The following is a 24,188-nucleotide window of genomic DNA, read 5'->3' on the forward strand; positions in this document are numbered from 1 at the left end:
CCGGATGCGACTACCGCATCGCTATTCGCCAAAACCTGAAATTGCTGTTATAGTCGGCGGTCTGCGCAACGCAGGCTGGCGTCTTGCCAGCTCACAATCTGATTGATTTCCGGTTTTATCGGATATCGGTGCACTCTGAAGGATGTTTTCATGAGCATGACTGATCCCATCGCCGATCTGTTCACGCGCGTCCGCAATGCCCAGGCCATGGGCAAGCCGACCGTGCGTATGCCGTCGTCGAAACTGAAGGTGGCGATCGCCGACCTTCTCAAGAACGAGGGCTACATCCTCGACGCCAAGACTTCCGCAGAGGAAGGCAAGCCGGTGCTCGAGATCAAGCTCAAGTATTTCGAGGGCCAGCCGGCCATCGAGCGCATTTCCCGTGTCAGCCGTTCCGGCCTGCGTGTATATCGCGGCAAGGACGAGCTGCCGAAGGTCCTTGGTGGCCTGGGTATCTCGATCATCTCGACTTCCGCTGGTCTGTTGACCGATGCGCAGGCCCGTGCCAAGGGTCTGGGCGGCGAAGTCATCGGCCAAGTGGCATAAGGAGTCCTTCGATGTCACGTGTTGCCAAACAACCCATTTCCCTGCCGAAGGGCGTCGAGCTGACCGTCGGCAACGACCAGATCTCGGTGAAAGGCCCGAAGGGCACCCTGTCCGTGCATCACCTGCCGGGCGTCACCGTTGCGGTCGAGAACGGTGTGGCGAACATCAGCCTGGACGAGGGCGCCGACGACAAGTTCGGCGGTACCGCTCGCGCTCTGCTGGCCAACATGGTCACCGGCGTGTCCACCGGCTATGAGCGCAAGCTCGAGCTGGTCGGCGTCGGCTATCGCGTTTCCATGGCCGGCAAGTCGCTGAACCTGAGCCTGGGCTTCTCGCACCCGGTCGTCTTCGATGCGCCGGAAGGCATCAGCATCGAAACCCCGACCCAGACCGAAGTCCTGATCAAGGGCGCGGACAAGCAGGTGGTGGGCCAGGTCGCTGCAAAGATTCGCGGCTTCCGTCCGCCGGAACCCTACAAGGGCAAGGGCGTGCGTTACTCCGGCGAGAAGATCACCCTGAAGGAAGCCAAGAAGGCATAAATGCGCTGTCCCTGCGCGAAGACCGGCCACCCATGGCCGGACTCTTCAGCAAGAGCAGTTACCAGCCATTTGCCGATCCGCTTTCGAGGAACTGAGAAATGAACAAGAACGAAAATCGCCTGCGCCGCGCCAAGTCCACGCGTTCGCACATCCGCAAGCTGGCTGTCGCCCGCCTGTCGGTGCATCGCACGGGCCAGCACATCTACGCCCAGGTGTTCGACGCCTCCGGCACGAACGTGGTGGCTGCTGCCTCCACCGTGCAGAAGTCGGTCTCCGAGGGGCTCAAGGGCACCAAGAACCTCGCCGCCGCCGCGGCGGTGGGCAAGGCCGTCGCCGAGCGCGCCATGGCAGCGGGCATCGAGTCGGTCGCGTTCGACCGTTCGGGCTTCCGCTACCACGGTCGCATCAAGGCACTGGCCGAAGCCGCTCGTGAGGCCGGTCTGAAGTTCTGAGTAGCACCGGGTCGGGTCATCCCGATTTCCACTGCGTCACCTACAACTCCAAGCGGCTCAGCCGCAAGCAAAGTCCCGGTATTCCGGGCACATGGAAAAGAACATGTCTTCTACCGATCGCGAAAATTCCGACGGCCTGCTGGAAAAGTTGATTGCCGTCAACCGTGTGGCCAAGACCGTCAAGGGCGGCCGCCAGATGAGCTTCACCGCACTGACTGTCGTCGGTGACGGCGAGGGCAAGGTGGGTTTTGGTTATGGCAAGGCGCGTGAAGTGCCGGTGGCCATTTCCAAGGCCATGGAGCGCGCCCGTCGCCAGATGGTCGACATCGAGCTGAACAACGGTACGTTGTGGTATGCCGTCAAGGCGAATCACGGCGCGGCCCGCGTCTACATGCAGCCGGCCTCCGAAGGTACCGGCGTGATCGCCGGCGGCGCCATGCGTGCCGTGCTGGAAGTGGTCGGCGTGAAGAACGTGCTGGCCAAGGCCGTGGGTTCGCGCAACCCGATCAACCTGGTGCGCGCGACCATCAAGGGCCTGCAGGCGGTCGCCTCGCCCAAGAAGATCGCCGCCAAGCGTGGCAAGACCCTGGATGAGGTGTTGGGTAATGGCTAAGAAGAACGAAACCGCCGCCGCCACGGTGCGCGTGCGCCTGGTCAAGGGCCTGCGCGGCGTGCAGGCTCGTCATCGCCTCAGCGTCAAGGCGCTGGGCCTGGGCAAGCTCAATGACGTCCGCGAGTTGAAGGACAGTCCGCAGGTTCGTGGCCTGATCAACACGGTCTACTACCTGGTCCGGGTCGAGGAGTAATCATCATGCGTTTGAATGACATCAAGCCGGCCGCCGGTTCCCGCAAGTCGCGTCTGCGCGTCGCTCGCGGTATCGGTTCGGGCATGGGCAAGACCGCCGGTCGCGGTCACAAGGGTCAGCACGCCCGCGCGGGCGGCACCCACAAGTTCGGTTTCGAAGGCGGCCAGATGCCGCTGAACCGCCGGATGCCGAAGATCGGTTTCCGTTCCAAGAAGCTGGTCGCGAGCCAGGAAGTGTTCCTGTACCAGCTGGCCAACCTCAAGGCTGACGTGATCGACGTCGTCGTGCTGCATCAGGCAGGCCTGATCAACAGCCGTGCGAAGCGGGTCAAGGTCGTCCTCAAGGGTGAAATCGGTCGCGCGGTGAAGTTGTCTGGTCTGCTGGCTACCGCCGGCGCCAAGGCAGCCATCGAGGCGGCCGGCGGCAGCGTGGAGTAAGGCCGGTGGCAGCAGCCAAGGGCAACGCACTCGGCAAGCTCGGCAAACTCACGGAGCTTCGCCAGCGCATCTTCTTCGTGATTGGTGCGCTGGTGGTGTTCCGGCTCGGTTCGTTCATTCCGGTTCCCGGCGTCAACCCCGAGGCGATGACCAGCCTGGTCAGCGGCAACGGCCTGATGGACATGTTCAACATGTTCTCGGGTGGTGCGCTGGCGCGGTTTTCGGTGTTTGCGCTGGGCGTGATCCCGTACATCTCGGCATCCATCGTGTTCCAGATGATGGGCGCGGTCGTGCCAAGCCTGCAGGCCTTGCGCAAGGAAGGCGAGTCCGGCAAGCGCAAGATGACCATGTACACGCGCTATGCGACGGTGGCGCTGGCGGCTTTCCAGTCGTTCGGCATCGCGGTGGCATTGCAGGGTCAGGTCGCGGCAGGCGGTGCTCCGGTCGTCTATACGCCTGGCTTCGGCTTCGTCCTGTCGTCGGTGGTGGGTCTGACCGCCGGCACGATGTTCCTGATGTGGCTGGGCGAGCAGATGACCGAGCGCGGTGTCGGCAACGGCATTTCGCTGCTGATCTTCGCCGGCATCGTGGCCGGCCTGCCAGGGGCGGTGGTGCATACCCTGGGCATGGCCAGCAACGGCGAGCTGTCGCTGATCAAGCTGTTGATGGTGTTCGGCCTGGCGCTGGCGGTGACTGCCTTCGTGGTGTTCATGGAGCGGGCGCAGCGGCGGATCACGGTGAACTACGCACGGCGGTCCGGTGGGCAGAAGGCCTACATGAACCAGAGCTCGAACCTGCCGCTGAAGATCAACATGTCGGGCGTGATCCCGCCGATCTTCGCCTCGAGCCTGCTGATGTTCCCGGCGACCGCGGTGAGCTGGTTCAGCACCGGTCAGCAGTCGCGCTGGGTGCAGGATCTGGTGCAGGCGCTGAGCCCTGGCAATCCGCTGTACGAAATCGTGTTTTCGGTACTGGTGATTGGTTTTGCGTTCTTCTACACCGCGATCGTTTTCAACGCGGACGAGACCGCCGACAACCTCAAGCGGTCGGGTGCCCTGATTCCGGGTATCCGCCCGGGCAAGGGAACGGCCAACTACATTGATGCGGTGATGACTCGTCTGACCGGTGTCGGTGCGTTGTATCTGGTACTGGTGTGTCTGGTGCCGTCGTTCATGCAGAGCGCCTGGCATGTTCCGTTCTATTTCGGTGGCACGTCGCTGCTGATCGTGGTGGTGGTGGTGATGGACTTTACCTCTCAGGTGCAGGCGCACCTGGTCAGTCACCAGTACGAAAGTCTGCTCAAGAAGGCCAATCTTCGTCGCAACTAGTGGCTGCTGGTGTGGACGCGGTTTTGGTCAAAGGTAGGAAGCTGGCGGCGCCTCGGTGCCGCAGGGCTTTCCAGTCAGGGTAATTCAGGTTAAAATTGCGCGTTTACCGCGCACGAAACGCATCGGAGAAAGTACATCATGGCGCGCATCGCGGGTGTCAATTTGCCGGTCCAGAAGCATGTCTGGGTTGGTCTGCAGAGCATTTTCGGTATCGGCCGCAGCCGAGCCAAACAGGTCTGCGTGGATGCTGGCGTGGTTCCGACCACCCAGATCAAGTCCCTCAGTGAAGGCGAGGTGGAGAAGATCCGCCACGAGATCGCCAAGTACACCGTCGAGGGCGATCTTCGCCGCGAGGTGGGCATGGCCATCAAGCGTCTGATGGACCTGGGTTGCTACCGTGGCCTGCGCCACCGTCGTGGCCTGCCGGTGCGCGGTCAGCGCACGCGTACCAACGCACGTACCCGCAAGGGTCCGCGTCGCGCGATCAAGAAGTAATTGAACAGTGCGATCATTCCTGATCGCGACGATCAAAAAGCGGCCTTGCATGGTCGCACTGATTACTAAGAGCCTCAAAAATTATGGCTAAGCCGGTTAAAACCAAGAAGAAGATCAAGCGCGTTGTCACGGATGCCGTGGCCCACGTGCAGGCCTCCTTCAACAACACCATCGTCACCATCACCGATCGCCAGGGCAACGCCTTGTCGTGGGCTACTGCCGGCGGCGCCGGTTTCCGTGGCTCGCGCAAGTCGACCCCGTTCGCAGCGCAGGTTGCCGCCGAGAAGGCTGGCCGCGCTGCCGGCGACTACGGCGTGAAGACGGTGGAAGTGCGCATCAAGGGCCCCGGCCCGGGCCGCGAGTCGGCGGTGCGTTCGCTGAACGCGTTGGGCTACAAGGTGCTCAACATCATCGACGTCACGCCGATTCCGCACAACGGCTGCCGTCCCCCCAAGAAGCGTCGAGTCTAAGGAGTAACCCATGGCCCGTTATCGTGGAGCTACCTGCAAACTCGCCCGTCGCGAGGGAGCGGATCTCAGTCTGAAGAGCCCGGCGCGCGCGCTGGATTCCAAGTGCAAGCTGGAAAACAAGCCCGGCCAGCATGGTGCGAACAAGCGCATGCGCATGTCCGACTATGCCGTGCAGCTGCGTGAGAAGCAGAAGGTCAAGCGCATCTACGGCGTGCTTGAGCGCCAGTTCAGCAACTACTACACCAAGGCGTCGACGACCAAGGGCAACACCGGTGAAAACCTGTTGCGCCTGCTCGAGAGCCGCCTGGACAACGTCGTCTACCGCATGGGCTTCGCGGTCACCCGCGCCCAGGCCCGCCAGCTGGTTGCCCACAAGGCGATCCTGGTCAACGGCAAGAAGGTGAACATTCCTTCCTACCAGGTTCGTCCCGGCGACGCGATCGCGCTGACCGAGAAGGGTCGCACGCAGCTGCGTGTACAGGAAGCCGCGACCGTGTTCGACACCATGGATCTGCGTCCGATCTGGGTCGAAGTCGACGCCAAGAAGTTCGAAGGCACGTTCAAGTCGGTGCCGGATCGCGGTGATCTGCCGTCCGACATCAATGAAGCATTGATCGTCGAGCTTTACTCGAAGTAATTACCGGAGTTCTGCATGGCAGTTTCGTCAACTAGCGTGCTGCGGCCTCGTGGCCTCAGCGTCGAACAGCTCGGAGCCAACCGCGCCAAGGTGGTGGTCGAGCCGCTCGAGCGTGGCTTTGGCCATACCCTGGGCAACGCGCTGCGTCGCGTGCTGCTCTCCTCGATCCCTGGCAGCGCCATCGTCGAGGTTGAAATCGATGGCGTGCTGCACGAATACACCACCCTGGAAGGCCTGCAGGAGGACGTGATCGAAGTCCTGCTCAACCTGAAGGACGTGGCGATTCGCCAGCACACGGGTGATGAAGTCACCCTGACCCTGTCCAAGAAGGGCAAGGGCGTGGTCACGGCCGGCGACATCGTCGTCGACCACTCGGTGGAAATCATCAACCCCGAGCACGTGATCTGCCACCTGACCAAGGACATCGCGCTCAACATGCGCCTGAAGGTGCGTCGCGGCGTCGGCTACCAGCCGGCCAGCACGCGTCAGCATCCGGATGACGAGGCGCGCCCGATCGGTCGCCTGCAGCTGGATGCGTCGTTCGCGCCGGTGCTGCGCGTGGCTTACGAAGTGGACGCCGCTCGTGTCGAGCAGCGCACCAACCTCGACAAGCTGGTGCTGGACATCGAGACCAACGGCACCATCGGTGCGGAAGACGCGGTGCGCAAGGCCGCCGAGATCATCAACGACCAGCTGTCCGTGTTCGGTGACTTCTCGCGTCGCGAGAGCGCCACCGACAAGGCCGAGAAGAGCGGTTTCGATCCGCTGCTGCTGCGTCCGATCGACGATCTGGAGCTGACCGTGCGTTCGGCGAACTGCCTGAAGGCCGAGAGCATCTACTACATCGGCGACCTGGTGCAGAAGACCGAGGTCGAGTTGCTGAAGACGCCGAACCTGGGCAAGAAGTCGCTGACGGAAATCAAGGACGTGCTGGGCGGGCGTGGTCTCGCGCTGGGCATGAAGCTCGAGAACTGGCCGCCGCCGGGTCTGTCGCACGGCATGCAGTTGGGTTGATCGTCGAGTCGCGATCATTCGTGATCGCGAACGATGCCGGTGCACTGGCGAGGTCGAGTTTCGGCTCTCTCGCCAGGCACCACCAGCGGCCTTCATGGTCGCGTTGTTTTTTTGGCGATCCCGTTTGATCGCCGGTCGTTGCGCTTGGCGAGCACGGTTCTGCCTGCTCCGCCGGTCGCCAGAGGCGGTCGTCCATGACGACCGTGCTTTCGAACAAGAGCCCGGTTCAAAAAGGCTCCTCATAGCGGGTAACCGCGGGAATCCGGACATGCGTGCCGGCTTTTCATAACAACAGACCTTCAAGAGAATCCAGTCATGCGCCATCAAAAATCCGGACGCAAACTCAATCGCACCAGTTCGCATCGCGAAGCGATGTTCAAGAACATGGCGTCGTCGCTGATCAAGCACGAGCTGATCCGCACCACCCTGCCCAAGGCGAAGGAACTTCGTCGCGTGGCCGAGCCGCTGATCACGCTGGGCAAGGTCGATGGCGTCGCCAATCGTCGTCTCGCTTTCTCGCGCCTGCGCGACAAGGAAGCGGTCGGCAAGCTGTTTGTCGAGCTGGGACCGCGCTACAAGGAGCGTCCCGGTGGTTACCTGCGCATCCTCAAGTGCGGCTTCCGCGCCGGCGACAACGCGCCGATGGCGTATGTCGAGCTGGTCGGCCGTCCGCAGGTCGAGGCCGTCGACGCCGAGTAAGTCGCCTCGGCTGACCGTCGCGGCATGCAAAGTGAAAACCCGGCCGGGCAACCCGCCGGGTTTTTTTGTGCGATACCGCCGGGCGCAGGATCGCGCTTTTCCGCCAAATGCCGGGATGGGCTGACAGCGCCCCGGCGAACCGGTAATGTCACGGGTTCCGCAACGCAACAATCCGTCATGAATCCATTCCGCTGGTCGTATCGCGTCACTTTCTTCGTCGGCTTCCTGGTCTGCGCGGCGCTGCTGGCGTTCGCCCTGTACGCCGAGTACGGGCTGGGCATGACGCCGTGCCCGCTGTGCATCTTCCAGCGCATCGCCTTCCTGGTGATGGCCTTGTTCTTCCTGCTCGGCGCCATCCACGCGCCGAAGGGCAGGGGGCGCTGGGTATATACGGGACTGGTGCTGGCGGGCGCCGTGGGCGGCATCGTCACCGCCGGCCGCCATTTGTGGCTGCAGAGCCTGCCGGCCGACCAGGTGCCTTCCTGCGGCCCCGGCCTGGGTTACATGCTGGACGCATTTCCGTTCGCGAAGATGCTGAAGCTGGTGTTCACCGGTTCCGGCGAGTGCGCCAAGGTGGAGCCGATCCTGGGCTTGCCGATGCCGGCCTGGACCCTGTTGTGGTTCGCGTTGCTGGCCGTGCTGGCGGTCGTCGCCACCCGTCGGGTGACGTCGTCCAGGTGAATGCTCTTGTCGCCGCCGAAGGCCATGCCATGAATCCCGTCGTGTCTGATGTCCACATCCCGGATCACTGGGCCCCCGATTCCTGGCAGCGGCGCGTGGCCCTGCAGCAGCCGCAGTACGACGACGCAGCCGAGCTGGCCGCTGCCGGCGCCCACCTCGCGCAGTTGCCGCCGCTGGTCACCTCGTGGGAGGTGCTGGCGCTGAAGCAGTCGCTGGCCGAGGCGCAGGAAGGCCAACGCTTCCTGCTGCAGGGCGGTGATTGCGCGGAGAGCTTCGCCGACTGCACCAGTCCGGTGATCTCGAACCGGCTGAAGGTGCTGCTGCAGATGAGCCTGGTGCTGGTGCACGGCTTGAAGAAGCCGGTGTTACGCGTGGGTCGCTTTGCCGGCCAGTACGCCAAGCCGCGTTCGACCGATATGGAAACCCGCGATGGCGTGAGCCTGCCGAGTTTCCGCGGCGACGTGGTCAACGGTCCGGAATTCACCGTCGCGGCGCGTCGGCCTGATCCGCAGCGACTGATCACGGCGCATGCGCATTCGGCGCTGACCATGAACTTCGTGCGCGCCCTGATCGACGGCGGCTTCGCCGATCTGCATCACCCGGAATACTGGGATCTGGCCTGGGTCGAGCATTCGCCGCTGGCGGCCGAGTATCGGCAGATGGTCGCCGGCATCGGCGATTCGCTGCGCTTCATGGAGACCCTGGCCGGTCCGATCGCTGGCTTCTCCAAGGTGGATTTCTTCACCTCGCACGAGGCGCTGCTGCTGCATTACGAGCAGGCGCTGACCCGCCAGGTGCCGCGCCATCCCGGGTTCTTCAACCTGTCCACCCACTACCCGTGGATCGGCATGCGCACCGCCGCGCTGGATGGCGCCCACGTCGAGTATTTCCGCGGCATCCGCAATCCGGTCGCGGTCAAGGTCGGCCCCTCGGTGACCCCGGAGCAGTTGCTGCCGCTGATCGACGCGCTGAACCCGCACGACGAGCCGGGCCGGCTGACCCTGATCCATCGCATGGGCAACGCGAAGATCGCCGCCGCGCTGCCGCCGCTGCTGGAGGCGGTGAAGCGCGAAGGGCGTCGCGTGCTGTGGGTGGCCGATCCGATGCACGGCAACACCGAGAGCACCTCGAACGGCCACAAGACCCGGCGCTTCGACAACATCCGCGGCGAGCTGGAGCAGGCCTTCGACCTCCACGCGGCGGCCGGCACCCGGCTGGGCGGCGTGCACCTGGAGCTGACCGGCGAAGACGTCACCGAATGCATGGGCGGCGCCCGCGACCTGTCCGAGAGCGACCTCGATCGCGCCTACAAGTCGATGGTCGATCCGCGTCTGAACTACGAGCAGTCGCTGGAACTGGCGATGCTGATCGTGCGCAAGTCGGCCGGCTCCTCGGCGCACGCCGGCGCTTGAGCGCCTGACAGTTGTCATGGCGCGGAGCTGGCAGTCCGCACTGATCTGCGCCTGCCGAACGCGCGAATAATGCCTCCAACGAACAGCGGAGGCGCGAGCGATGAGCGAATCCACGGGTACCACACCGCGGGTCGATCCCTGGACGCTGGCCGGCCTGGCGCTGTTGCTGTTGCCGCTGCTGACCATGGCGCACGAGCTGGGCGGCCACGCGCTCACCTGCGTCGCCAGCGGGCATCTGCCCAGCCAGCTCGGCGCGTACTACATCGAATGTCCCGGCACCGGTCCGTGGGCCCATCGCCTGGTGGCGATGGCCGGCACCGGCATGGACGTGGTGCTGGCCGTGCTGGCGCTGCTCGGCTGGCATCGCGCGCAGCGACCGCTGCCGCGGCTGGTGCTGTGGATCGTGTTCACGGTGAAGGGCATGGTGGCCGCCGGTTACTGGATGTTTTCCGGCGTTTCCAACCTGGGTGACTGGGGCCCGGCTGCCGGCGGCGGCATCGGTCCGCTGCCGTGGCCCTGGCTGTGGCGCGCAGTGATGTTCGCGATCGGTCTGGCCGTCTATATCGGCGTCGTGAAGCAGTCGATCCGGATGTTGCGGGCGATGCTCGGTGGCGGCGAGGTCGCCGGCCGCACCCAGCGGCACATCGCCATGGCGATCTACCTGATCGGCGGCGTGTCGGCGGTGCTGGTCAGCCTGTTCAACCCGCTGGGCATCGTGATCACCCTGATGTCGGCGGTCGCCGCGTCGTTCGGTGGCACCGCAGGCCTATTCAACGTCGCCTATGCGAAGCCCTGCAACGAGCCGCCGCGGGGATTCGTGATCGACCGGAGCTACGCCATCTTCGTGGCGGGCGTGCTGATGACGCTGGCGTTCGCGGCGGTGCTGGGGCCGACGGTCTACCTGCGCTGAGGGGGAGATCAGCCTACCGTTTCCAGCGCCTGCTCCCGCTCGCCGACGTGGCCCTCGTTCGGCGGCGGGAAGTGGTACCACTGCGTGTGTGGCGAGGCCCACCGGCACGACAGGCACTGGGTCATTTCCCAGTAGTGGCCGCAGCCGGGGCAGCAGCCCGCCGTCCAGAACGTGTTCCACAAGGTGCCGCAGCCCGAGCCGGGTTCGCGCGAGGTGCAGCACCATCGGCTGTCCGCCCGCGGCTCCCAGGCGCAATGCGGACAGTGGATGTGCGGTTGGCGTTCCATCGGTCGCGACTCCGCGCCGGCGCCTCAGCGGCCCGGCGGCACCGGCTTGCCGTCCACGGTGTCGAGGAATCGCGGCGGCTGCCAGGCTTGCGCGTGCTGCTCGAAGCCATAGGCGATCGCGATCAGCGTCGGCTCGCTCCACTTCGCGCCGAACAGCACGATGCCGACGGGCAGGCCGTGGGCGAAGCCTGCCGGCACGGTGATCGACGGATAGCCCGAGACGGCCGCCGGCTGCGAGGCACCGCCCACGGTCGGGTCGCCGCTGACGATGTGGTCACCCAGCACCGGATCGGTCATGAAGGCCGGCCCCCAGGACGGCGCCAGCAACGCGTCCAGATGTTGCGCCTGCAGCGCCGCGTCGATGCCTTGCGGGCCGGACAGCCGCTTCGCCCTGGCCAGCGCATCCACGTATGCCTTGTCGCTGAGCGGGCCCTTCTTTTCCGCCTGCTCGAACAGTTCCTGGCCGAACCACGGCATTTCCTCATTGGCGTGCGTGCGGTTGAACGCAATCAGGTCGGCCAGCGTCTTCACGCCGAGGCCTTGCCGGGTGGCGAGGTAGGCATTGATGTCGTGCTTGAAGTCGTACAGCAGCACGGTGATTTCCGGGTCGCCGAGCTCGGCCAGGTGCGGCAGCTTCACCGGGTCGACGATGATCGCGCCCTGCGCCTTCATCAACGCGATCGACTCTTCGAGCACGCGATCGGCATTCGGCTCGGCCCCGGCCAGCTGGCGCACCACGCCGATGCGCTTGCCCTTCAGTCCGTTCGGATCGAGGAACTTCGTGTAGTCGGTCGCATGCCTGTCCGCGTCGCGGGTGGCCGGATCGCGCGGGTCGCTGCCGGCGATCACCGAGAGCAGGGCCGCGGCGTCGGCCACGCTGCGCGCCATCGGGCCGGCGGTGTCCTGGCTGTGGCTGATCGGCACGATGCCGCTGCGGCTGACCAGGCCCAGGGTCGGCTTGATGCCCACGATGCCGTTCATAGCCGCGGGGCAGATGATCGAACCGTCGGTCTCGCTGCCGATCGCCACCGTGGTCAGTCCCGCCGCCACCGCCGCCGCGGAGCCGGCGCTGGAACCGCAGGGATTGCGGTCGAGCACGTAGGGATTCTTGGTCTGCCCGCCGCGGGCGCTCCAGCCGCTGCTGGCGTGGTTGGAGCGGAAGTTCGCCCACTCGCTGAGGTTGGTCTTGCCCAGGATCAGCGCGCCGCCCTTGCGCAGCCGCTCGACCAGGCCGGCGTCGCGCGGCGCGGGCGCGCCGGCCAGCGCCAGCGAGCCGGCCGTGGTCAGCATGCGGTCGCCGGTGTCGATGTTGTCCTTGAGCAGTACCGGGATGCCGTACAGCGGACCGCGCTTGTCATGAGCACCGCGGGCCGCGTCCAGCGTGCCGGCCAGTTGCAGCGCATCGGGATTGGTCTCGATCACCGCGTGCAGGCTCGGGCCGGCGCGGTCGATCCGTTCGATCCGTTGCAGCAACTGGCCCGTCAACTGGCGGCTGTCCAGCGTGCCGGCCTCCATGCGCTGCTGCAGCTGGTCGATCGAGGCGTAGGCGGTGTCGGCGGGCGGCGCCGCCGGAACTTCCGCGGCCAGCGCCGGGCCGGCGAGCAGGGCGGTGACGAGCGCGGCGAGATGGACGGCTGAACGATTCACGGTAACCCCCTGCTTGGTGGAAGCGGCTGCTGTCGCAAGGCTGCAGCTTAGCGCCGCTGCGGCTTGGACGTCGCGGCGGCACGCGTACAATGGGCGGATGACCAAGACCCGTCGCCCGCTCCGTCCCCGCTGGTTTGCCGTTGCCTCCCTGTTTGCATTCGCGCTGATCGGCGCCAGCGCCAGTCGCGCCGCCGACGCGCCGGTGATTCCCGACACCTTGCAGCAGCGCATCGCCGCCTGCACCAGTTGCCACGGCGTGCACGGCGAAGGCACCCCCGGCAGCGGCTACTTCCCGCGACTGGCGGGCAAGCCGGCCGCGTACCTGGCGCGGCAGCTGCAGGACTTCCAGAACGGTCTGCGCAAGTACGCGCCGATGGAATACACGGTGCGCCAGTTGCCACCGGCGTACATCCGCGAGATTGCCGAGTACTTCGCGGCGCAGCAGGTGCCGTACAGCCGCTCGCCGCTGCCGCCGGTGTCGGCGGCGGCGCTGCAGCGTGGCGAGGAACTGATCGGCAAGGGCGACCCGGCCCGCAAGATTCCCGCGTGCAGCAGTTGCCACGGCAGCCAGCTGACCGGCGTGGAGCCGTCCACGCCCGGACTGGTCGGCTTGCCGTATGACTACCTCAGCGCGCAACTGGGCTCGTGGCGCACGCATACCCGCTCCACCGTGGCGCCGGACTGCATGGCCACGGTGGCGAGCCGGCTCAGCGCCGCGGACATCACCGCGGTGGCCGCCGCGCTGGCCAGTCGCGAGCTGCCCGCCGACACCCATGCGCAGCCGGCCGGTTCGGTGACCCCGCCGCTGGCGTGCGGGGTGCTCGGCGCCACCGGGGACGACTCATGAAAGCGCTGCGTTGGCTGCTGCTGGCGGTCGTGCTGCTGATCGTGGCGCTGCTGGCCTGGTGGTGGTTCGGTGGCGGCCATGCGCCCACGCCGCGCTCGGCCAGCAAGGTTTCCGCGGCCACGCTGGCGGACCCGCAGTTGCTCGCGCAAGGCCGGTACCTGACCATCGTCGGCGATTGCGCCGGCTGCCACACCGCCCAGGGCGGCGCGCCGCTGGCCGGCGGTCGGGTGATCGTCACGCCCTTTGGCGACATCCCGGCGCCGAACATCACGCCCGATCGCGAGACCGGCCTGGGCGAGTGGAGCTTCGAGGACTTCTGGCAGGCGCTGCACGCCGGCAAGGGTCGTCATGGCGAGCTGCTGTATCCGGCCTTCCCCTACACCTCGTATACCCATGTGAGTCGCGACGACGCGCTGGCGATGTTTGCCTGGTTGCAGTCGCTACCGCCGGTGCACCAGGCCGACGGCAAGCCGTCGCTGGCCTTCCCGTACAGCGTGCGCAACAGCCTGAAGGCCTGGCGAGCGCTGTACTTCCGCGAAGGCGGCTTCACGCCCGACCCGGCGCGATCGGCCGAGTGGAATCGTGGCGCCTACCTGGTGCAGGGACTGGGCCATTGCAACGAATGCCATGCGGCCCGCGACTCGCTGGGCGGCACGCCGGCGGACGTGCACCTCACCGGCGGCCAGATCCCGGTGCAGAACTGGTACGCGCCGGATCTGAGCACCCGCCGCCACGGTGGCCTGGAAGGCTGGAGCGCACAGGACATCGTCGACCTCCTGAAGACCGGGCAGTCGGCGAAAGGCGCAGCCTTCGGGCCGATGGCCGCGGTGGTTTCCGGCAGCACCCAGCACATGAGCGATGCCGACCTGCACGCGATCGCCAGCTACCTGCAATCGCTGCCACCCCGCGCCGCGGCCGCCGAACAACCCGTGCTGTTCGATGCCAAGGCGCTGACCGAGCAGGGCGAGAAGGTCTACACGCAGCATTGCGCGGAATGCCACGGCAAGCGCGGCGAAGGTGTGGCCGGCATCTATCCGCCGCTGGACGGCAACTCCTCGGTGACCGAGCCCAGCGGCATCAACGCCACGCGGATGGTCCTGCTCGGCGGCTTTGCCCCGGCCACCACGGCGAACCCGCGGCCGTACTCGATGCCGCCGTTCGCGCAGCAACTGAGTGACCAGGAAGTGGCCGCCGTGGTGACCTACCTGCGCCGCAGCTGGAGCAACCAGGCCTCGATCGTGCGCGCCGAGCAGGTGCGGGCTTCGCGGCACACGCCCGTCGATTGACCGGCCGGCTCAACCGCCGGCGCGAGCCGCGCGGTAGTGCGCGGCCAAGGCCCGCCACGGCACGATGTCCCAGTGCCCGCGCGCCTGGCCGGACGGAGAGGGCAGCACGAACAGCCGGGTCTGACCCAAGGTTTCCTCCTGCAGGCCGTAGCTCACCGCGTGGCCGAGCGCGGCGCGTGCCGCGTTCTTGCTGGTGAAGGCGAGCAGGCGCGGCGCATGGCGTTCGATCCTGGCGCGCAACGCCGGCACGTCGAAGGCATCGCGTGGCAGGTCGGCGTCGTTGCCGCTGTGGCGCTTGGCCAGGTCGGTGAGGCCGATGCCGTAGCTCGTCAGCAGGGGGAATTCGGCCGGTGCCAGCAGGCGGGGCGTCAGCCCGGCCTCGAACAGGGCGCGCCAGAACAGGTTGCCGGGGTGGGCGTAGTAAGCCCGTTCGGCGGCCGAGCGCCGGCCGGCCGCGGTGCCGCAGAACACCAGCGCCAGGCCCGGTTGGAGCAGGTCGGGCAGGATGGGATCAGTCCGTCGCGGCATGGTCGTCGAGCAGGAAGTCGGTGAACTGGAAGCGTTCGTCGCGCAGCACCGACTCGCCGCGGCGCAGCTTCAGCGGCTGGCGGAACAGCGGGCCGGCGTAACTGAGCGTGTGGAATTCGCCGCGCTCGCCGCAGGGATCGACCCCGGCCGGCAGCGCGTCGAGCAGGGCCGCGTCGTAGTCGCGGCCGCAGAAGGCGGCGTCCAGTTGCCGGGTGTCCACGCAGCACAGCACGGCGCGATGGCCCTCGCTGACGAAGCGCCGCGACAGGGCCGCAGTGTCCTCGCCCCACAGCGGGAACACGGCGCGCCAGTTCTCGCGGCCCAGCTGGCGCACGCGGTAGTCGCGCACGTCCTCCAGGAACAGGTCGCCGAAGGCGCAGTGGCGGATGCCCGGCCAGCGCATGCGCGCCTCGACCAGCGCCTGCGCATGGGCCTGCTCGTAGGCCTCGTTGCTGCCGGGCCAGTCCAGCATCACCTCGAGCACCGGCAACCCCAGCGCATCGGCCTGCGCCAGCAGCACCTCGCGCGGGGTGCCGTGCATGGCCACCCGCTGGTAGTTGCGGTTGAGCGTGGTCAGCAGCCCGACCAGCTGCCATTGCGGGTCCGCCCGCAACCGCTGCAGCGCCAGCAGGCAGTCCTTGCCGCCGCTCCAAGCCAGCAGAATGGGTGTCGTCATGCGTTCAGCTCCGGGGAACGGGCGGGTGTCCATTTTGCGTCATCCGCGCCGGCAGGGCGGATTCCATGGCGTGGTTCATCGACAGCCCGCGGCCGCACCGCTATAAAGATGCTCTGTCCGGGGAGTATGCAGTGAGCGAAGAAATCCTGATCAACGTGACCCCGCGCGAGACGCGGGTCGGGGTGGTCGAGAACGGCATGTTGCAGGAAGTGCACGTCGAACGGGCATCGAAGCGGGGCTATGTCGGCAACATCTACAAGGGCCGCGTGCAGCGGGTGATGCCGGGCATGCAGGCGGTGTTCGTTGAGATCGGATTGGAGCGCGCGGCGTTCCTGCACGCCTCGGACATCGTGCGGCCCGCCGCGGCCGACGGCAGCGAAGGCAATGGCCACGGCCATGTCCCCTCGATCAGCGAACTGGTGCACGAAGGCCAGGAGATCGTGGTGCAGGTGGTCAAGGACCCGATCAGCAGCAAGGGCGCCCGGCTGTCGACCCACCTGTCGATCCCCTCGCGCTACCTGGTGCTGCTGCCGTATGCGCGCACCCTGGGCATCTCCGCCCGGATCGAGGACGAGGCCGAACGCCAGCGCCTGCGCGACGTGCTCAATCCGCTGATCGGCGAAAACCCGCTGGGCTACATCGTGCGCACCAATGCCGAAGGGCAGAGCGCCGAATCGCTGGCCTTCGACGTGACCTACCTGGGCAAGGTCTGGCGCGTGGTGCAGGAGAACATCGCCAAGGCGAAGTTGTGCGAACGCGTCTACGAAGAACTGTCGCTGCCGCTGCGCAGCCTGCGCGACATGCTCAACGACGACATCGAGAAGGTGCGGGTGGATTCGCGCCTCACCTTCGACAACGTGGTGAAGTTCGTGCACAAGTTCATGCCCAGCCTGGACGACCGCATCGAGCACTACGACGGCGAGCGGCCGATCTTCGACCTGTACGGCGTCGAGGACGAGATGCAGCGCGCGCTGAAGAAGGAAGTGCCGCTGAAATCCGGTGGCCACCTGATCGTCGACCAGACCGAGGCGATGACCACGATCGACGTCAACACCGGCGCCTATCTCGGCTCCCGCAATCTCGAGGAAACCGTCTACCGCACCAACCTGGAAGCGGCGCAGGCCGCCTCGCGGCAACTGCGCCTGCGCAACCTGGGCGGCATCATCATCATCGACTTCATCGACATGGTCGACGAGGAGCACAAGCGCCAGGTGCTGCGCATGCTGGGCAAGGGGCTGGCGCGCGACCACGCCAAGACCACGGTGTATCCGATGTCGGCGCTGGGCCTGGTCGAGATGACCCGCAAGCGCACCACCGAAAGCCTGGCGCGCCAGCTGTGCGAACCCTGCCCGGCCTGCAACGGCCGCGGCCTGCTGAAAACCGCCGAGACGGTGACCTACGAGATTTTCCGCGAGATCACCCGCGCGGTGCGCCAGTTCAACGCGCAGCAACTGCTGGTGATGGCCAGCCCCGCGGTGGTCAACCGGATCCTCGAGGAGGAGTCCAGCGCGGTGGCCGAACTGGAAGAGTTCATCTCCAAAAGCATACGCTTCCAGGCCGAAGAGCATTACTCGCAGGAACAGTTTGATGTCGTCTTGCTGTAAATCCGGCGGCTGCACCTCCGGCCTGGATCGCCGCGCGTGAACGTGTCGTGGCAGCGGCGGCTGCATCGCTGCGCCCGCGCGTCGGGCTGGGTGGCCGGGATCGCGCTGATCCTGCTTGCCGTGGTGGCGGCGCTGGCGCAGCTGTTGCTGCCGCTGCTGGCGCGGCATCCGGAATGGGTGGCGGCGCAGCTCGGTACCCGACTGCAGCGACCCGTGAGTTTCGATTCGATGGAAGGTCGCTGGACGCCGTCGGGCCCCGAGTTCGTGATGCACGGGGTGAAGATCGGCGCGGCGGCGGGCCAGGCCGGTGCCGTGCTGCAGTTGCCCGAGTCCGAGCTGAAATTCGATTTCGGCGGCTGGCTGTTGCCGTCGCGGCACCTGATCAACCTGCACGTGCGCGGCCTGCAGCTGGACCTGCTGCGCCAGGCCGATGGCTGGCATGTCAACGGCATCGGCGTGGCCGGCGGCGACCAGCGCCAGCCGCTGTCGCTGGGCCGGATGTCGGCCGACCTGTGGCTGGAGGACCTGCGCGTGTCGGTCACCGACGCGGTGCTGGACAAGCACTACACGCTACTGTCCAGGCAGCTGCGGCTGAGTCACCAGGGCCACCAGCTGCGTTTTGGCGGCGTGCTGCGACGCGAGGGCGTCAACGCCGCCGTGCGCAGCGCCGGTCGCTTCCGCGAGGATGGCAGCGCCGGCCAGGTCTGGGTCAGCGTCGACGGCGCCGAACTGAAGCCCCTGCTGGACGGCATCGACATGGGCGGCTACGCGGTGCAGCAGGGCCACGGCAAGCTGAGCGCCTGGATGGACTGGCGGCAGGGCCAACTGACCCGCAGCCTGGTCCGCTTCGACCTGGACACGCTGGCCGTCAGCGCGCCCGGCGGCGGCCAGGCCAGCGTCAGCGCCCTGCACGGGCTGGCCGGCGTGAACCAGACCGCTGATGGCTACGAACTGCGCTGGGCCGGCGACGACGGCAGCGCGCTGGCGATGAGCCTGCACCAGCCGGGCAGCGCCGGGCTTGCGGTGAACGCGGTCGCGCGCAAGTTGCAGCTGGCGCCGCTGCTGCCCTGGCTGGCACTGAAGCCCGGGCTGGCGCCGGCGCTGTCGCAGTGGCTGGGCAAGGGCCGGCCGCATGGCGTGGTGGACCGGCTGCGCCTGCAGTGGAGTCGCCGCGCCGGCCTGCGCGCGCTCGATCTCGTCTTTGCCGAGGTGGGCATCGAGGCGGTCGGCAAGCTGCCGGGAATCAGCCGTCTGGACGGCCAATTGCGGGGCGACGCCGAAGCGTTGTCGCTGACCCTGCCGAGCCAGCCCACCACGCTGAATTTGCCGCAAGCCTTCCACCAGCCGTTTGCGCTGTCCTCGCTGGGCGGCACGCTGGCGTTCTGGTCGCAGGATGGCCAGTCGCACATCGGCGTCGACGCGCTGGACTTCGCCGGTGCCGGTTACGCCGGGCAGGCCCGGGGCGAGCTGGTGTTGCCGGCCGGGGGCGGTGCACCGTTCCTGGATCTCTACGCCAGCCTGGACCACGCCGACGTGACCGCCGCCCGCCAGTTCTGGCCGCTGTCGATGTCGCCCGGCACCGTCGAGTGGCTCGATCGCGGCCTGCTGTCGGGCCGACTGGACGAGGCGCAGGTGCTGGTGCGCGGCGACCTGCACGACTGGCCGTTCCGCCACAACGAAGGGCGCTTCGAGGCGCGCGCGATGATCAGCGACCTGACCCTCGACTACGGCAAGGACTGGCCGCATGCCGAAGGCATCGACGCGGTGGCCAGCTTCATCAACGGCGGCATGCTGGTCGAGGCCAGTGGCGGCCATGCGCTGGGCGTCAAGACCGAGCGCGCGGTGGCGCTGATCCCGGATTTCGGCGACCCGCTGCTCGACCTCAACGTGCAAGGCAGTGGCAGCGGCGCCAGCCTGATGGAGTTCGTGCGCAAGAGCCCGATCGGCAGCCGCGAAGCCGACACGCTGGCCAAGCTGAAGCTGGGCGGCAGCGGCAGCTTCGGCTTCCACCTGGTGCTGCCACTGAAAAAGGACGAGGGCGCCACGCCGCAACTGGACGGGCTGGCCCGGCTGAAGGACGCCGACCTCAGCGCGCCGGAGTGGAACCTCCAGCTGGACATGCTCAACGGCCCGCTGAAGTTCGACCTGCACGGCATGCAGGCCGGTCCGCTGGACGCCGGCTTCCGCGGCCAGCCATCGAAACTGCAGCTGGCCATCGCCGGCGCCAACAGCGATCCGGCCACGGTGCTGTCGGCGCAGTTGCAGGGCAACTACCGCGTCGACGAGCTGGTGGCGGACTACCCGACGCTGGACTGGCTCGGCAAGTTGTCCGACGGCCGCAGCGCGTTCGACATCGGCTTCAGCATCGCCCATGTCGCCGGCAGCGACGCGTTGAGCCAGACCCTCAGCGTCGATTCGCCGCTGCAGGGCATCGCGCTGAACCTGCCCGCGCCGCTGCACAAGCCCGCCACGGACGACCTGCCGCTGCACCTGACGCTGAACCTGCCGATCGCTGGCAGCGAGCTGCGCTTCGGCCTGGGCGACACCTTGCGCGGTTACCTGCGACTGGCCGACGGCGACCAGCATCCGCTGGCCGGCACCCTGGCGCTGGGCACGCAGATGCCGACCATGTTGCCCGATCGCGACCTGCGCATTCGCGGCCATGCCAGCCAGCTCGACGTCACCGGCTGGGTGCAGCACGTGGCGGCGGGCAGTGGCGGTGGCGGCCCGGGGCTGGAAAGCCTCGACATCAGCACCGACCAGGCCGAGTGGTTCGACAGCCGGCTGGGCCCGCTGAAGCTGCAGGCCAAGCCGCAACCCGACCTGCTCAGCGTGGACGTGGACGGCCCGGCGATGGTCGGCAACTACAGCGTGCCCACGCGCGAACTGGACAAGCGCGGCGTCACCGCGCGACTGGCCCGCATGTACTGGCCCAAGAGCGCCACGCCGGAGACCACCGCCGGCAAGCACAAGGCCGCCGGCAAGAGGGTGGCGGCCACTCCGGCCGCGGCGCCCGCCGCGTCCGTCGTGCCGCCGCCCGACCCGGCCAATACCGGGGTCAATCCCGCCGCGCTGCCGCCGTTCCATGTCTGGGTGGGCGACCTGCGCCTGGGCGACGCGAAGCTCGGCGAGGCGCGGCTGGAATCCTGGCCGACCGCCGACGGCATGCACATCGAGCAGCTGCGTGCGCTGTCCAGCCGGGTGCAGATCAACGGCAGCGGCGACTGGAACGGCAACGCCAGCTCCAGCCACACCCACATGCGGATCAACTTCGCCGCCGAGGACCTGGGCGACATGCTGGGCGCGCTGGGTTTCGACGGACTGGTCAATGGCGGCAAGACCCGCGACCAGCTCGACGCGAGCTGGCCGGGTTCGCCCAGCGGGCTGTCGCTGGCCACCATGGACGGCACGCTCAGCATCCAGGTCAACGACGGCCGCATTCCCGAAGCCGCCTCGCCCGGCGTGGGTCGGTTGCTGGGACTGGTTTCGCTGGCCGAACTGCCGCGCCGGCTCACCCTGGATTTCGGCGACGTGTTCGGCAAGGGGCTGGCGTTCGACTCGATCAGCGGCGACTTCAGGCTCGCCGACGGCAACGCGACCACCGACAACCTGCGCATCGAGGGGCCGGCCGCGAACATCAGCGTGACCGGTCGCACCGGCCTGCGCAGCAAGGATTACGACCAGCAGATGCTGGTGGTGCCGCATGTCGGCAACAGCCTGCCGCTGGTCGGCGCGGTGGTGGGTGGCCCGATCGGCGCGGCCGCGGGCTTTGCCGTGCAGGGCCTGCTGGGCAAGGGCCTGAACCAGGCCGCCAGCGCCCGCTACAAGATCACCGGCAGCTGGGACGAGCCGGTGATCACCCTGGTCGAGAAGCACGGCGCCGCGGCGCCACCGCCCGCACCCTTGCTCAACGCGCCGGCCGGTCAGCCGGCAGCAGCGGGCAGCGCAATCACGCCGCCGACCACGCCGCAGATCCTGCTGCCGCCCGCGGCCGCTGGCAACGTCGCGGCGCCGGCGGCTTCTTCATCCGTGCAGCACTGAAGCGGCGGGCGGGTTTCAGGCCGCCGGATTGTCGTCGGCTTGCTTGCCCCGGAACGGAAACAGCTGCTGCTTCACGAAGCCGTCCGGCATGTAGTCGCCGACCACGCCGTAGCGCTCGGGAAACTTGTTCTTCGACTTCACCGCGGTGCCGAACAGGTAGTCCAGGAACGCGTAATGCGCCGCGTAGTTCTTGTCGATCGCCTCGTCGTCCGAGGCGTGGTGCCAGTGGTGGAAATCCGGCGTCACCAGCAGGTACTTCAGCGGGCCCCACGGCAGGTGCACGTTGGCGTGGTTGAACACTGCCTGGAAACCCACGATCAGGATGTAGCCGTTCATCGCCGCCTCGGAAAAACCGAGGATGTACAGCGGCGCCAGCACGCAGACGCGAGTGAAGATCAGCTCCAGCATGTGCTGGCGCGAGCCGGCCAGCCAGTCCATCGTCTTCACGCTGTGGTGCACCGCGTGGAAGCGCCACAGGAACGGCACCTCGTGATACGCACGATGCGTCCAGTACTGCGCCAGGTCGGCCACCAGCACGCACAACAGCAACTGCGGCAGGAACGGGATGTCGCGCACGGTCTGCTGGAAGTGACTGCTGACCAGCCAGCCGAACAGGTGGTGCAGCAGGAAGTTCACCGTCAGCAGCGCCAGCCCCACGATGAAATGATTGACCGCGAAATGCTTCAGGTCGGTCTGCCATTCCTTGCGGAAAATCGCCTGGCCCTTGTACAGCGGGAACAGCTTCTCGATCACCACGAAGATCAGCGTCGAGCCCAGCAAATCCAGGATGAACCAGTCCAGCCCGATGTACGGCGTGTGGTCGGGGAACTCGCCCACCGACACCCGCGAACCGCCCAGCGCCACCGCCGCGATCACCAGCACGAAAGCCATGATGTTGAGGTTGCGCTGGCGGCCCAGAATCACGTTGCCCAGCGACATCCCGCCGGCCACCAGCAGCCCCACCAGCAGCACCTGGCGCAGCACGTCCACCGAATACTTGTGGCGCAGGTCCGGCGTGGTCAGGTACTGCGGAAAATGGAACGCCACCACCGCCAGCAGGCACAGGAAGCCCAGCGACAAGGCGATCACGCCGCTGATCTTGCCCAGCCCCGGTTTCAGCTCGCCGTCGCGATGCAGCAGTTCGCGGGTCTCGGCCACCGGTTGCACGGCCCGTTCGATGGCCTCGCGGGCCGCCTCACGCTTGGAATGTTCGCTCACGGGTGATCCTTCACTGATGGGCCGACTGGCGTTGCCGCATGGTAGTGGAAGACGGCGGCGCAGGCTTTAAAGCGCGGCGCCACAGCCCCATGTGGGATAGTTCCGGAATTACCGCAGACCGACCGCATCCCATGGATTCATTGATCGCCCTCGCCGAAAGCAAGTTGTTGTCCCCCGGCGGCATCGCCACCGGCGACCTCGACCGCGTGTTCGCCCAGCTGATGGGCCCGTCCATCGACGCGGCCGACCTGTACTTCCAGCATTCGCGCAGCGAGTCGTGGACGCTGGAAGAGGGCATCGTCAAGGACGGTAGCCACTCGATCGAGCAGGGCGTGGGCGTGCGCGCAATGTCCGGCGAAAAGACCGGCTTCGCCTATTCCGACGAGATCGTGCTGCCGCAGTTGCTGGAAGCCTCGAAAGCCGCCCGCGCGATCGCCCACGACGGCAACGGCGCCGGCAAGCCACTGGCCTTGCACAACGCGCGCGCGCTGTATCCGGCGATCGACCCGGTCGAGAGCCTGCCCAATCCCGACAAGATTGCCCTGCTGCGCGAAGTCGACGCGTATGCGCGTTCGCGCGATCCGCGCATCAAGCAGGTCATCGTCAGCCTCGCTGCCACCATGGACACCATCCTGATCGCCGCCTCCGACGGCACCCTGGCGGCCGACGTGCGCCCGCTGGTGCGCATCAACGTGCAGGTCATCGCCGAAGCGAACGGCCGGCGCGAGCAGGGCTATTCCGGCGGCGGCGGTCGCTACGGCTACCGCGAACTGATCGAGAACGGCCGCGCGCTGGCCTTCGCCGACGAAGCGGTGCGCCAGGCGCTGGTCAACCTCGATTCCGTCGACGCCCCCGCCGGCCAGATGACCGTGGTGCTCGGCCCCGGCTGGCCCGGCGTGCTGCTGCACGAGGCGATCGGCCACGGCCTGGAAGGCGACTTCAACCGCAAGGGCAGCTCCGCGTTCTCCGGCCGCATCGGCCAGCGCGTGGCGGCGAAAGGCGTCACCATCGTCGACGACGGCACCCTGGCCGGTCGCCGCGGCTCGCTGAGCATCGACGACGAAGGCACGCCGACCGAATGCACCACCCTGATCGAGGATGGCATTCTAAAAGGCTATATGCAGGACAAGCTCAACGCGCGCCTGATGGGCATGGCGCCCACCGGCAACGGCCGCCGCGAATCGTTCACCGCGCTGCCGATGCCGCGCATGACCAACACCTACATGCTGGCCGGCTCGCACGACCCGCAGGAAATCATCCGCTCGGTGAAGAAGGGCCTGTACGCGCCGAACTTCGGCGGCGGCCAGGTCGACATCACCAACGGCAAGTTCACCTTCTCCGCCTCCGAGGCGTACCTGATCGAGGATGGCAGGATCACTCGTCCGGTGAAGGGCGCGACGTTGATCGGTTCCGGGCCGGACGTGCTCAATCAGGTGTCGATGATTGGCAATGATCTGGCATTGGACGAAGGCGTGGGCGTGTGCGGCAAGGATGGGCAGAGCGTGCCCGTGGGCGTGGGGCAGCCGACGCTGAAGATTGATTCGATGACGGTGGGTGGCACCGCGTCCTGAGCTGCGCCGCCGTACCCGTACGCGCCCCCAACACAGCCATCACAGCCGGCAGAAAAA

General features: G+C 67.0%; 25 protein-coding genes. 20 read left to right on the forward strand and 5 right to left on the reverse strand.

The window, feature by feature from the left end; all coding sequences use genetic code 11:
• The first annotated feature begins 150 nt into the window (after window positions 1-150).
• The 15 genes from rpsH (at window position 151) to ASD55_RS05435 (ending at window position 10,426) form a co-directional block, all read left to right on the forward strand.
• A complete protein-coding gene (gene rpsH / locus ASD55_RS05365; protein WP_007808190.1) occupies window positions 151-546 on the forward strand; it encodes a 30S ribosomal protein S8 in 396 nt (131 codons plus the stop codon).
• An 11-nt stretch (window positions 547-557) separates the two neighbouring features.
• On the forward strand, window positions 558-1,085 hold the full coding sequence (gene rplF, locus ASD55_RS05370) for a 50S ribosomal protein L6 (RefSeq protein ID WP_056764195.1): 528 nt from the start codon (window positions 558-560) through the stop codon (window positions 1,083-1,085).
• 98 nt (window positions 1,086-1,183) lie between these two features.
• The gene (rplR, locus tag ASD55_RS05375; protein WP_007808188.1) at window positions 1,184-1,537 is read left to right on the forward strand and encodes a 50S ribosomal protein L18; all 354 of its coding nucleotides are present in this window, start codon (window positions 1,184-1,186) and stop codon (window positions 1,535-1,537) included.
• A gap of 91 nt (window positions 1,538-1,628) precedes the next feature.
• Entirely contained in the window at window positions 1,629-2,150 is a 522-nt protein-coding gene (gene rpsE, locus ASD55_RS05380) for a 30S ribosomal protein S5 (protein ID WP_193385068.1), read from the forward strand.
• Entirely contained in the window at window positions 2,143-2,343 is a 201-nt protein-coding gene (rpmD, locus tag ASD55_RS05385) for a 50S ribosomal protein L30 (RefSeq protein WP_007808186.1), read from the forward strand. Before rpsE ends, rpmD begins: the two co-directional genes overlap by 8 nt.
• Window positions 2,344-2,348: 5 nt before the next feature.
• Window positions 2,349-2,780: a 50S ribosomal protein L15 gene (rplO, locus tag ASD55_RS05390; RefSeq protein ID WP_007808185.1), complete on the forward strand. Its 432-nt coding sequence runs from the start codon at window positions 2,349-2,351 to the stop codon at window positions 2,778-2,780.
• Between the two features lie 5 nt (window positions 2,781-2,785).
• Window positions 2,786-4,108, forward strand: coding sequence for a preprotein translocase subunit SecY (secY, locus tag ASD55_RS05395; protein WP_056714878.1), 1,323 nt, complete (start codon window positions 2,786-2,788; stop codon window positions 4,106-4,108).
• 138 nt (window positions 4,109-4,246) lie between these two features.
• Window positions 4,247-4,603 (forward strand): 30S ribosomal protein S13, encoded by a 357-nt coding sequence (gene rpsM, locus ASD55_RS05400; protein WP_056764196.1) that lies wholly within the window; start codon window positions 4,247-4,249, stop codon window positions 4,601-4,603.
• Window positions 4,604-4,686: 83 nt separating this feature from the next.
• On the forward strand, window positions 4,687-5,073 hold the full coding sequence (gene rpsK, locus ASD55_RS05405; RefSeq protein WP_007513384.1) for a 30S ribosomal protein S11: 387 nt from the start codon (window positions 4,687-4,689) through the stop codon (window positions 5,071-5,073).
• Between the two features lie 10 nt (window positions 5,074-5,083).
• The gene (gene rpsD, locus ASD55_RS05410; RefSeq protein WP_007808182.1) at window positions 5,084-5,710 is read left to right on the forward strand and encodes a 30S ribosomal protein S4; all 627 of its coding nucleotides are present in this window, start codon (window positions 5,084-5,086) and stop codon (window positions 5,708-5,710) included.
• A 15-nt stretch (window positions 5,711-5,725) separates the two neighbouring features.
• Window positions 5,726-6,724, forward strand: a complete 999-nt coding sequence (gene rpoA, locus ASD55_RS05415) for a DNA-directed RNA polymerase subunit alpha (RefSeq protein ID WP_056714883.1) — start codon at window positions 5,726-5,728, stop codon at window positions 6,722-6,724.
• A gap of 315 nt (window positions 6,725-7,039) precedes the next feature.
• On the forward strand, window positions 7,040-7,423 hold the full coding sequence (gene rplQ / locus ASD55_RS05420) for a 50S ribosomal protein L17 (protein ID WP_007808179.1): 384 nt from the start codon (window positions 7,040-7,042) through the stop codon (window positions 7,421-7,423).
• Window positions 7,424-7,600: 177 nt separating this feature from the next.
• Window positions 7,601-8,104, forward strand: a complete 504-nt coding sequence (locus ASD55_RS05425) for a disulfide bond formation protein B (protein WP_056764198.1) — start codon at window positions 7,601-7,603, stop codon at window positions 8,102-8,104.
• 29 nt (window positions 8,105-8,133) lie between these two features.
• A complete protein-coding gene (locus ASD55_RS05430; RefSeq protein ID WP_056764200.1) occupies window positions 8,134-9,516 on the forward strand; it encodes a 3-deoxy-7-phosphoheptulonate synthase class II in 1,383 nt (460 codons plus the stop codon).
• A 100-nt stretch (window positions 9,517-9,616) separates the two neighbouring features.
• Complete coding sequence (locus ASD55_RS05435; protein ID WP_056764202.1) at window positions 9,617-10,426, forward strand: hypothetical protein; 810 nt, start codon at window positions 9,617-9,619, stop codon at window positions 10,424-10,426.
• Window positions 10,427-10,434: 8 nt separating this feature from the next.
• Here the strand turns inward: ASD55_RS05435 and ASD55_RS17970 are convergent, their stop codons facing one another.
• On the reverse strand, window positions 10,435-10,713 hold the full coding sequence (locus ASD55_RS17970) for a hypothetical protein (RefSeq protein WP_082542647.1): 279 nt from the start codon (window positions 10,711-10,713) through the stop codon (window positions 10,435-10,437).
• 24 nt (window positions 10,714-10,737) lie between these two features.
• Complete coding sequence (locus ASD55_RS05440; protein WP_056764204.1) at window positions 10,738-12,360, reverse strand: amidase; 1,623 nt, start codon at window positions 12,358-12,360, stop codon at window positions 10,738-10,740.
• Window positions 12,361-12,457: 97 nt separating this feature from the next.
• Between ASD55_RS05440 and ASD55_RS05445 the strand changes: the two genes are divergently transcribed.
• The gene (locus tag ASD55_RS05445) at window positions 12,458-13,207 is read left to right on the forward strand and encodes a c-type cytochrome (protein WP_056764205.1); all 750 of its coding nucleotides are present in this window, start codon (window positions 12,458-12,460) and stop codon (window positions 13,205-13,207) included.
• On the forward strand, window positions 13,204-14,493 hold the full coding sequence (locus ASD55_RS05450; RefSeq protein ID WP_056764207.1) for a cytochrome c: 1,290 nt from the start codon (window positions 13,204-13,206) through the stop codon (window positions 14,491-14,493). Before ASD55_RS05445 ends, ASD55_RS05450 begins: the two co-directional genes overlap by 4 nt.
• A gap of 9 nt (window positions 14,494-14,502) precedes the next feature.
• On the opposite strand, the gene ASD55_RS05455 is transcribed toward ASD55_RS05450, so the two are convergent.
• Entirely contained in the window at window positions 14,503-15,021 is a 519-nt protein-coding gene (locus tag ASD55_RS05455) for a mismatch-specific DNA-glycosylase (RefSeq protein ID WP_056764208.1), read from the reverse strand.
• On the reverse strand, window positions 15,005-15,697 hold the full coding sequence (locus ASD55_RS05460; RefSeq protein ID WP_007808165.1) for an ATP-binding protein: 693 nt from the start codon (window positions 15,695-15,697) through the stop codon (window positions 15,005-15,007). The genes ASD55_RS05455 and ASD55_RS05460 overlap by 17 nt, the downstream gene beginning before the upstream one ends.
• Before the next feature lie 131 nt (window positions 15,698-15,828).
• On the opposite strand from ASD55_RS05460, the gene rng reads away from it, so the two are divergent.
• A complete protein-coding gene (gene rng / locus ASD55_RS05465) occupies window positions 15,829-17,301 on the forward strand; it encodes a ribonuclease G (protein ID WP_056714912.1) in 1,473 nt (490 codons plus the stop codon).
• Window positions 17,302-17,337: 36 nt separating this feature from the next.
• Window positions 17,338-21,342, forward strand: coding sequence for a YhdP family protein (locus tag ASD55_RS05470; protein WP_056764210.1), 4,005 nt, complete (start codon window positions 17,338-17,340; stop codon window positions 21,340-21,342).
• Between the two features lie 15 nt (window positions 21,343-21,357).
• Here the strand turns inward: ASD55_RS05470 and ASD55_RS05475 are convergent, their stop codons facing one another.
• Entirely contained in the window at window positions 21,358-22,560 is a 1,203-nt protein-coding gene (locus ASD55_RS05475; protein WP_157598800.1) for a sterol desaturase family protein, read from the reverse strand.
• A gap of 131 nt (window positions 22,561-22,691) precedes the next feature.
• On the opposite strand from ASD55_RS05475, the gene tldD reads away from it, so the two are divergent.
• A complete protein-coding gene (tldD, locus tag ASD55_RS05480) occupies window positions 22,692-24,131 on the forward strand; it encodes a metalloprotease TldD (RefSeq protein WP_056764212.1) in 1,440 nt (479 codons plus the stop codon).
• Window positions 24,132-24,188: the final 57 nt, after the last annotated feature.

The sequence above is a fragment of the Rhodanobacter sp. Root561 genome (assembly GCF_001427365.1).
Lineage (GTDB): Bacteria > Pseudomonadota > Gammaproteobacteria > Xanthomonadales > Rhodanobacteraceae > Rhodanobacter.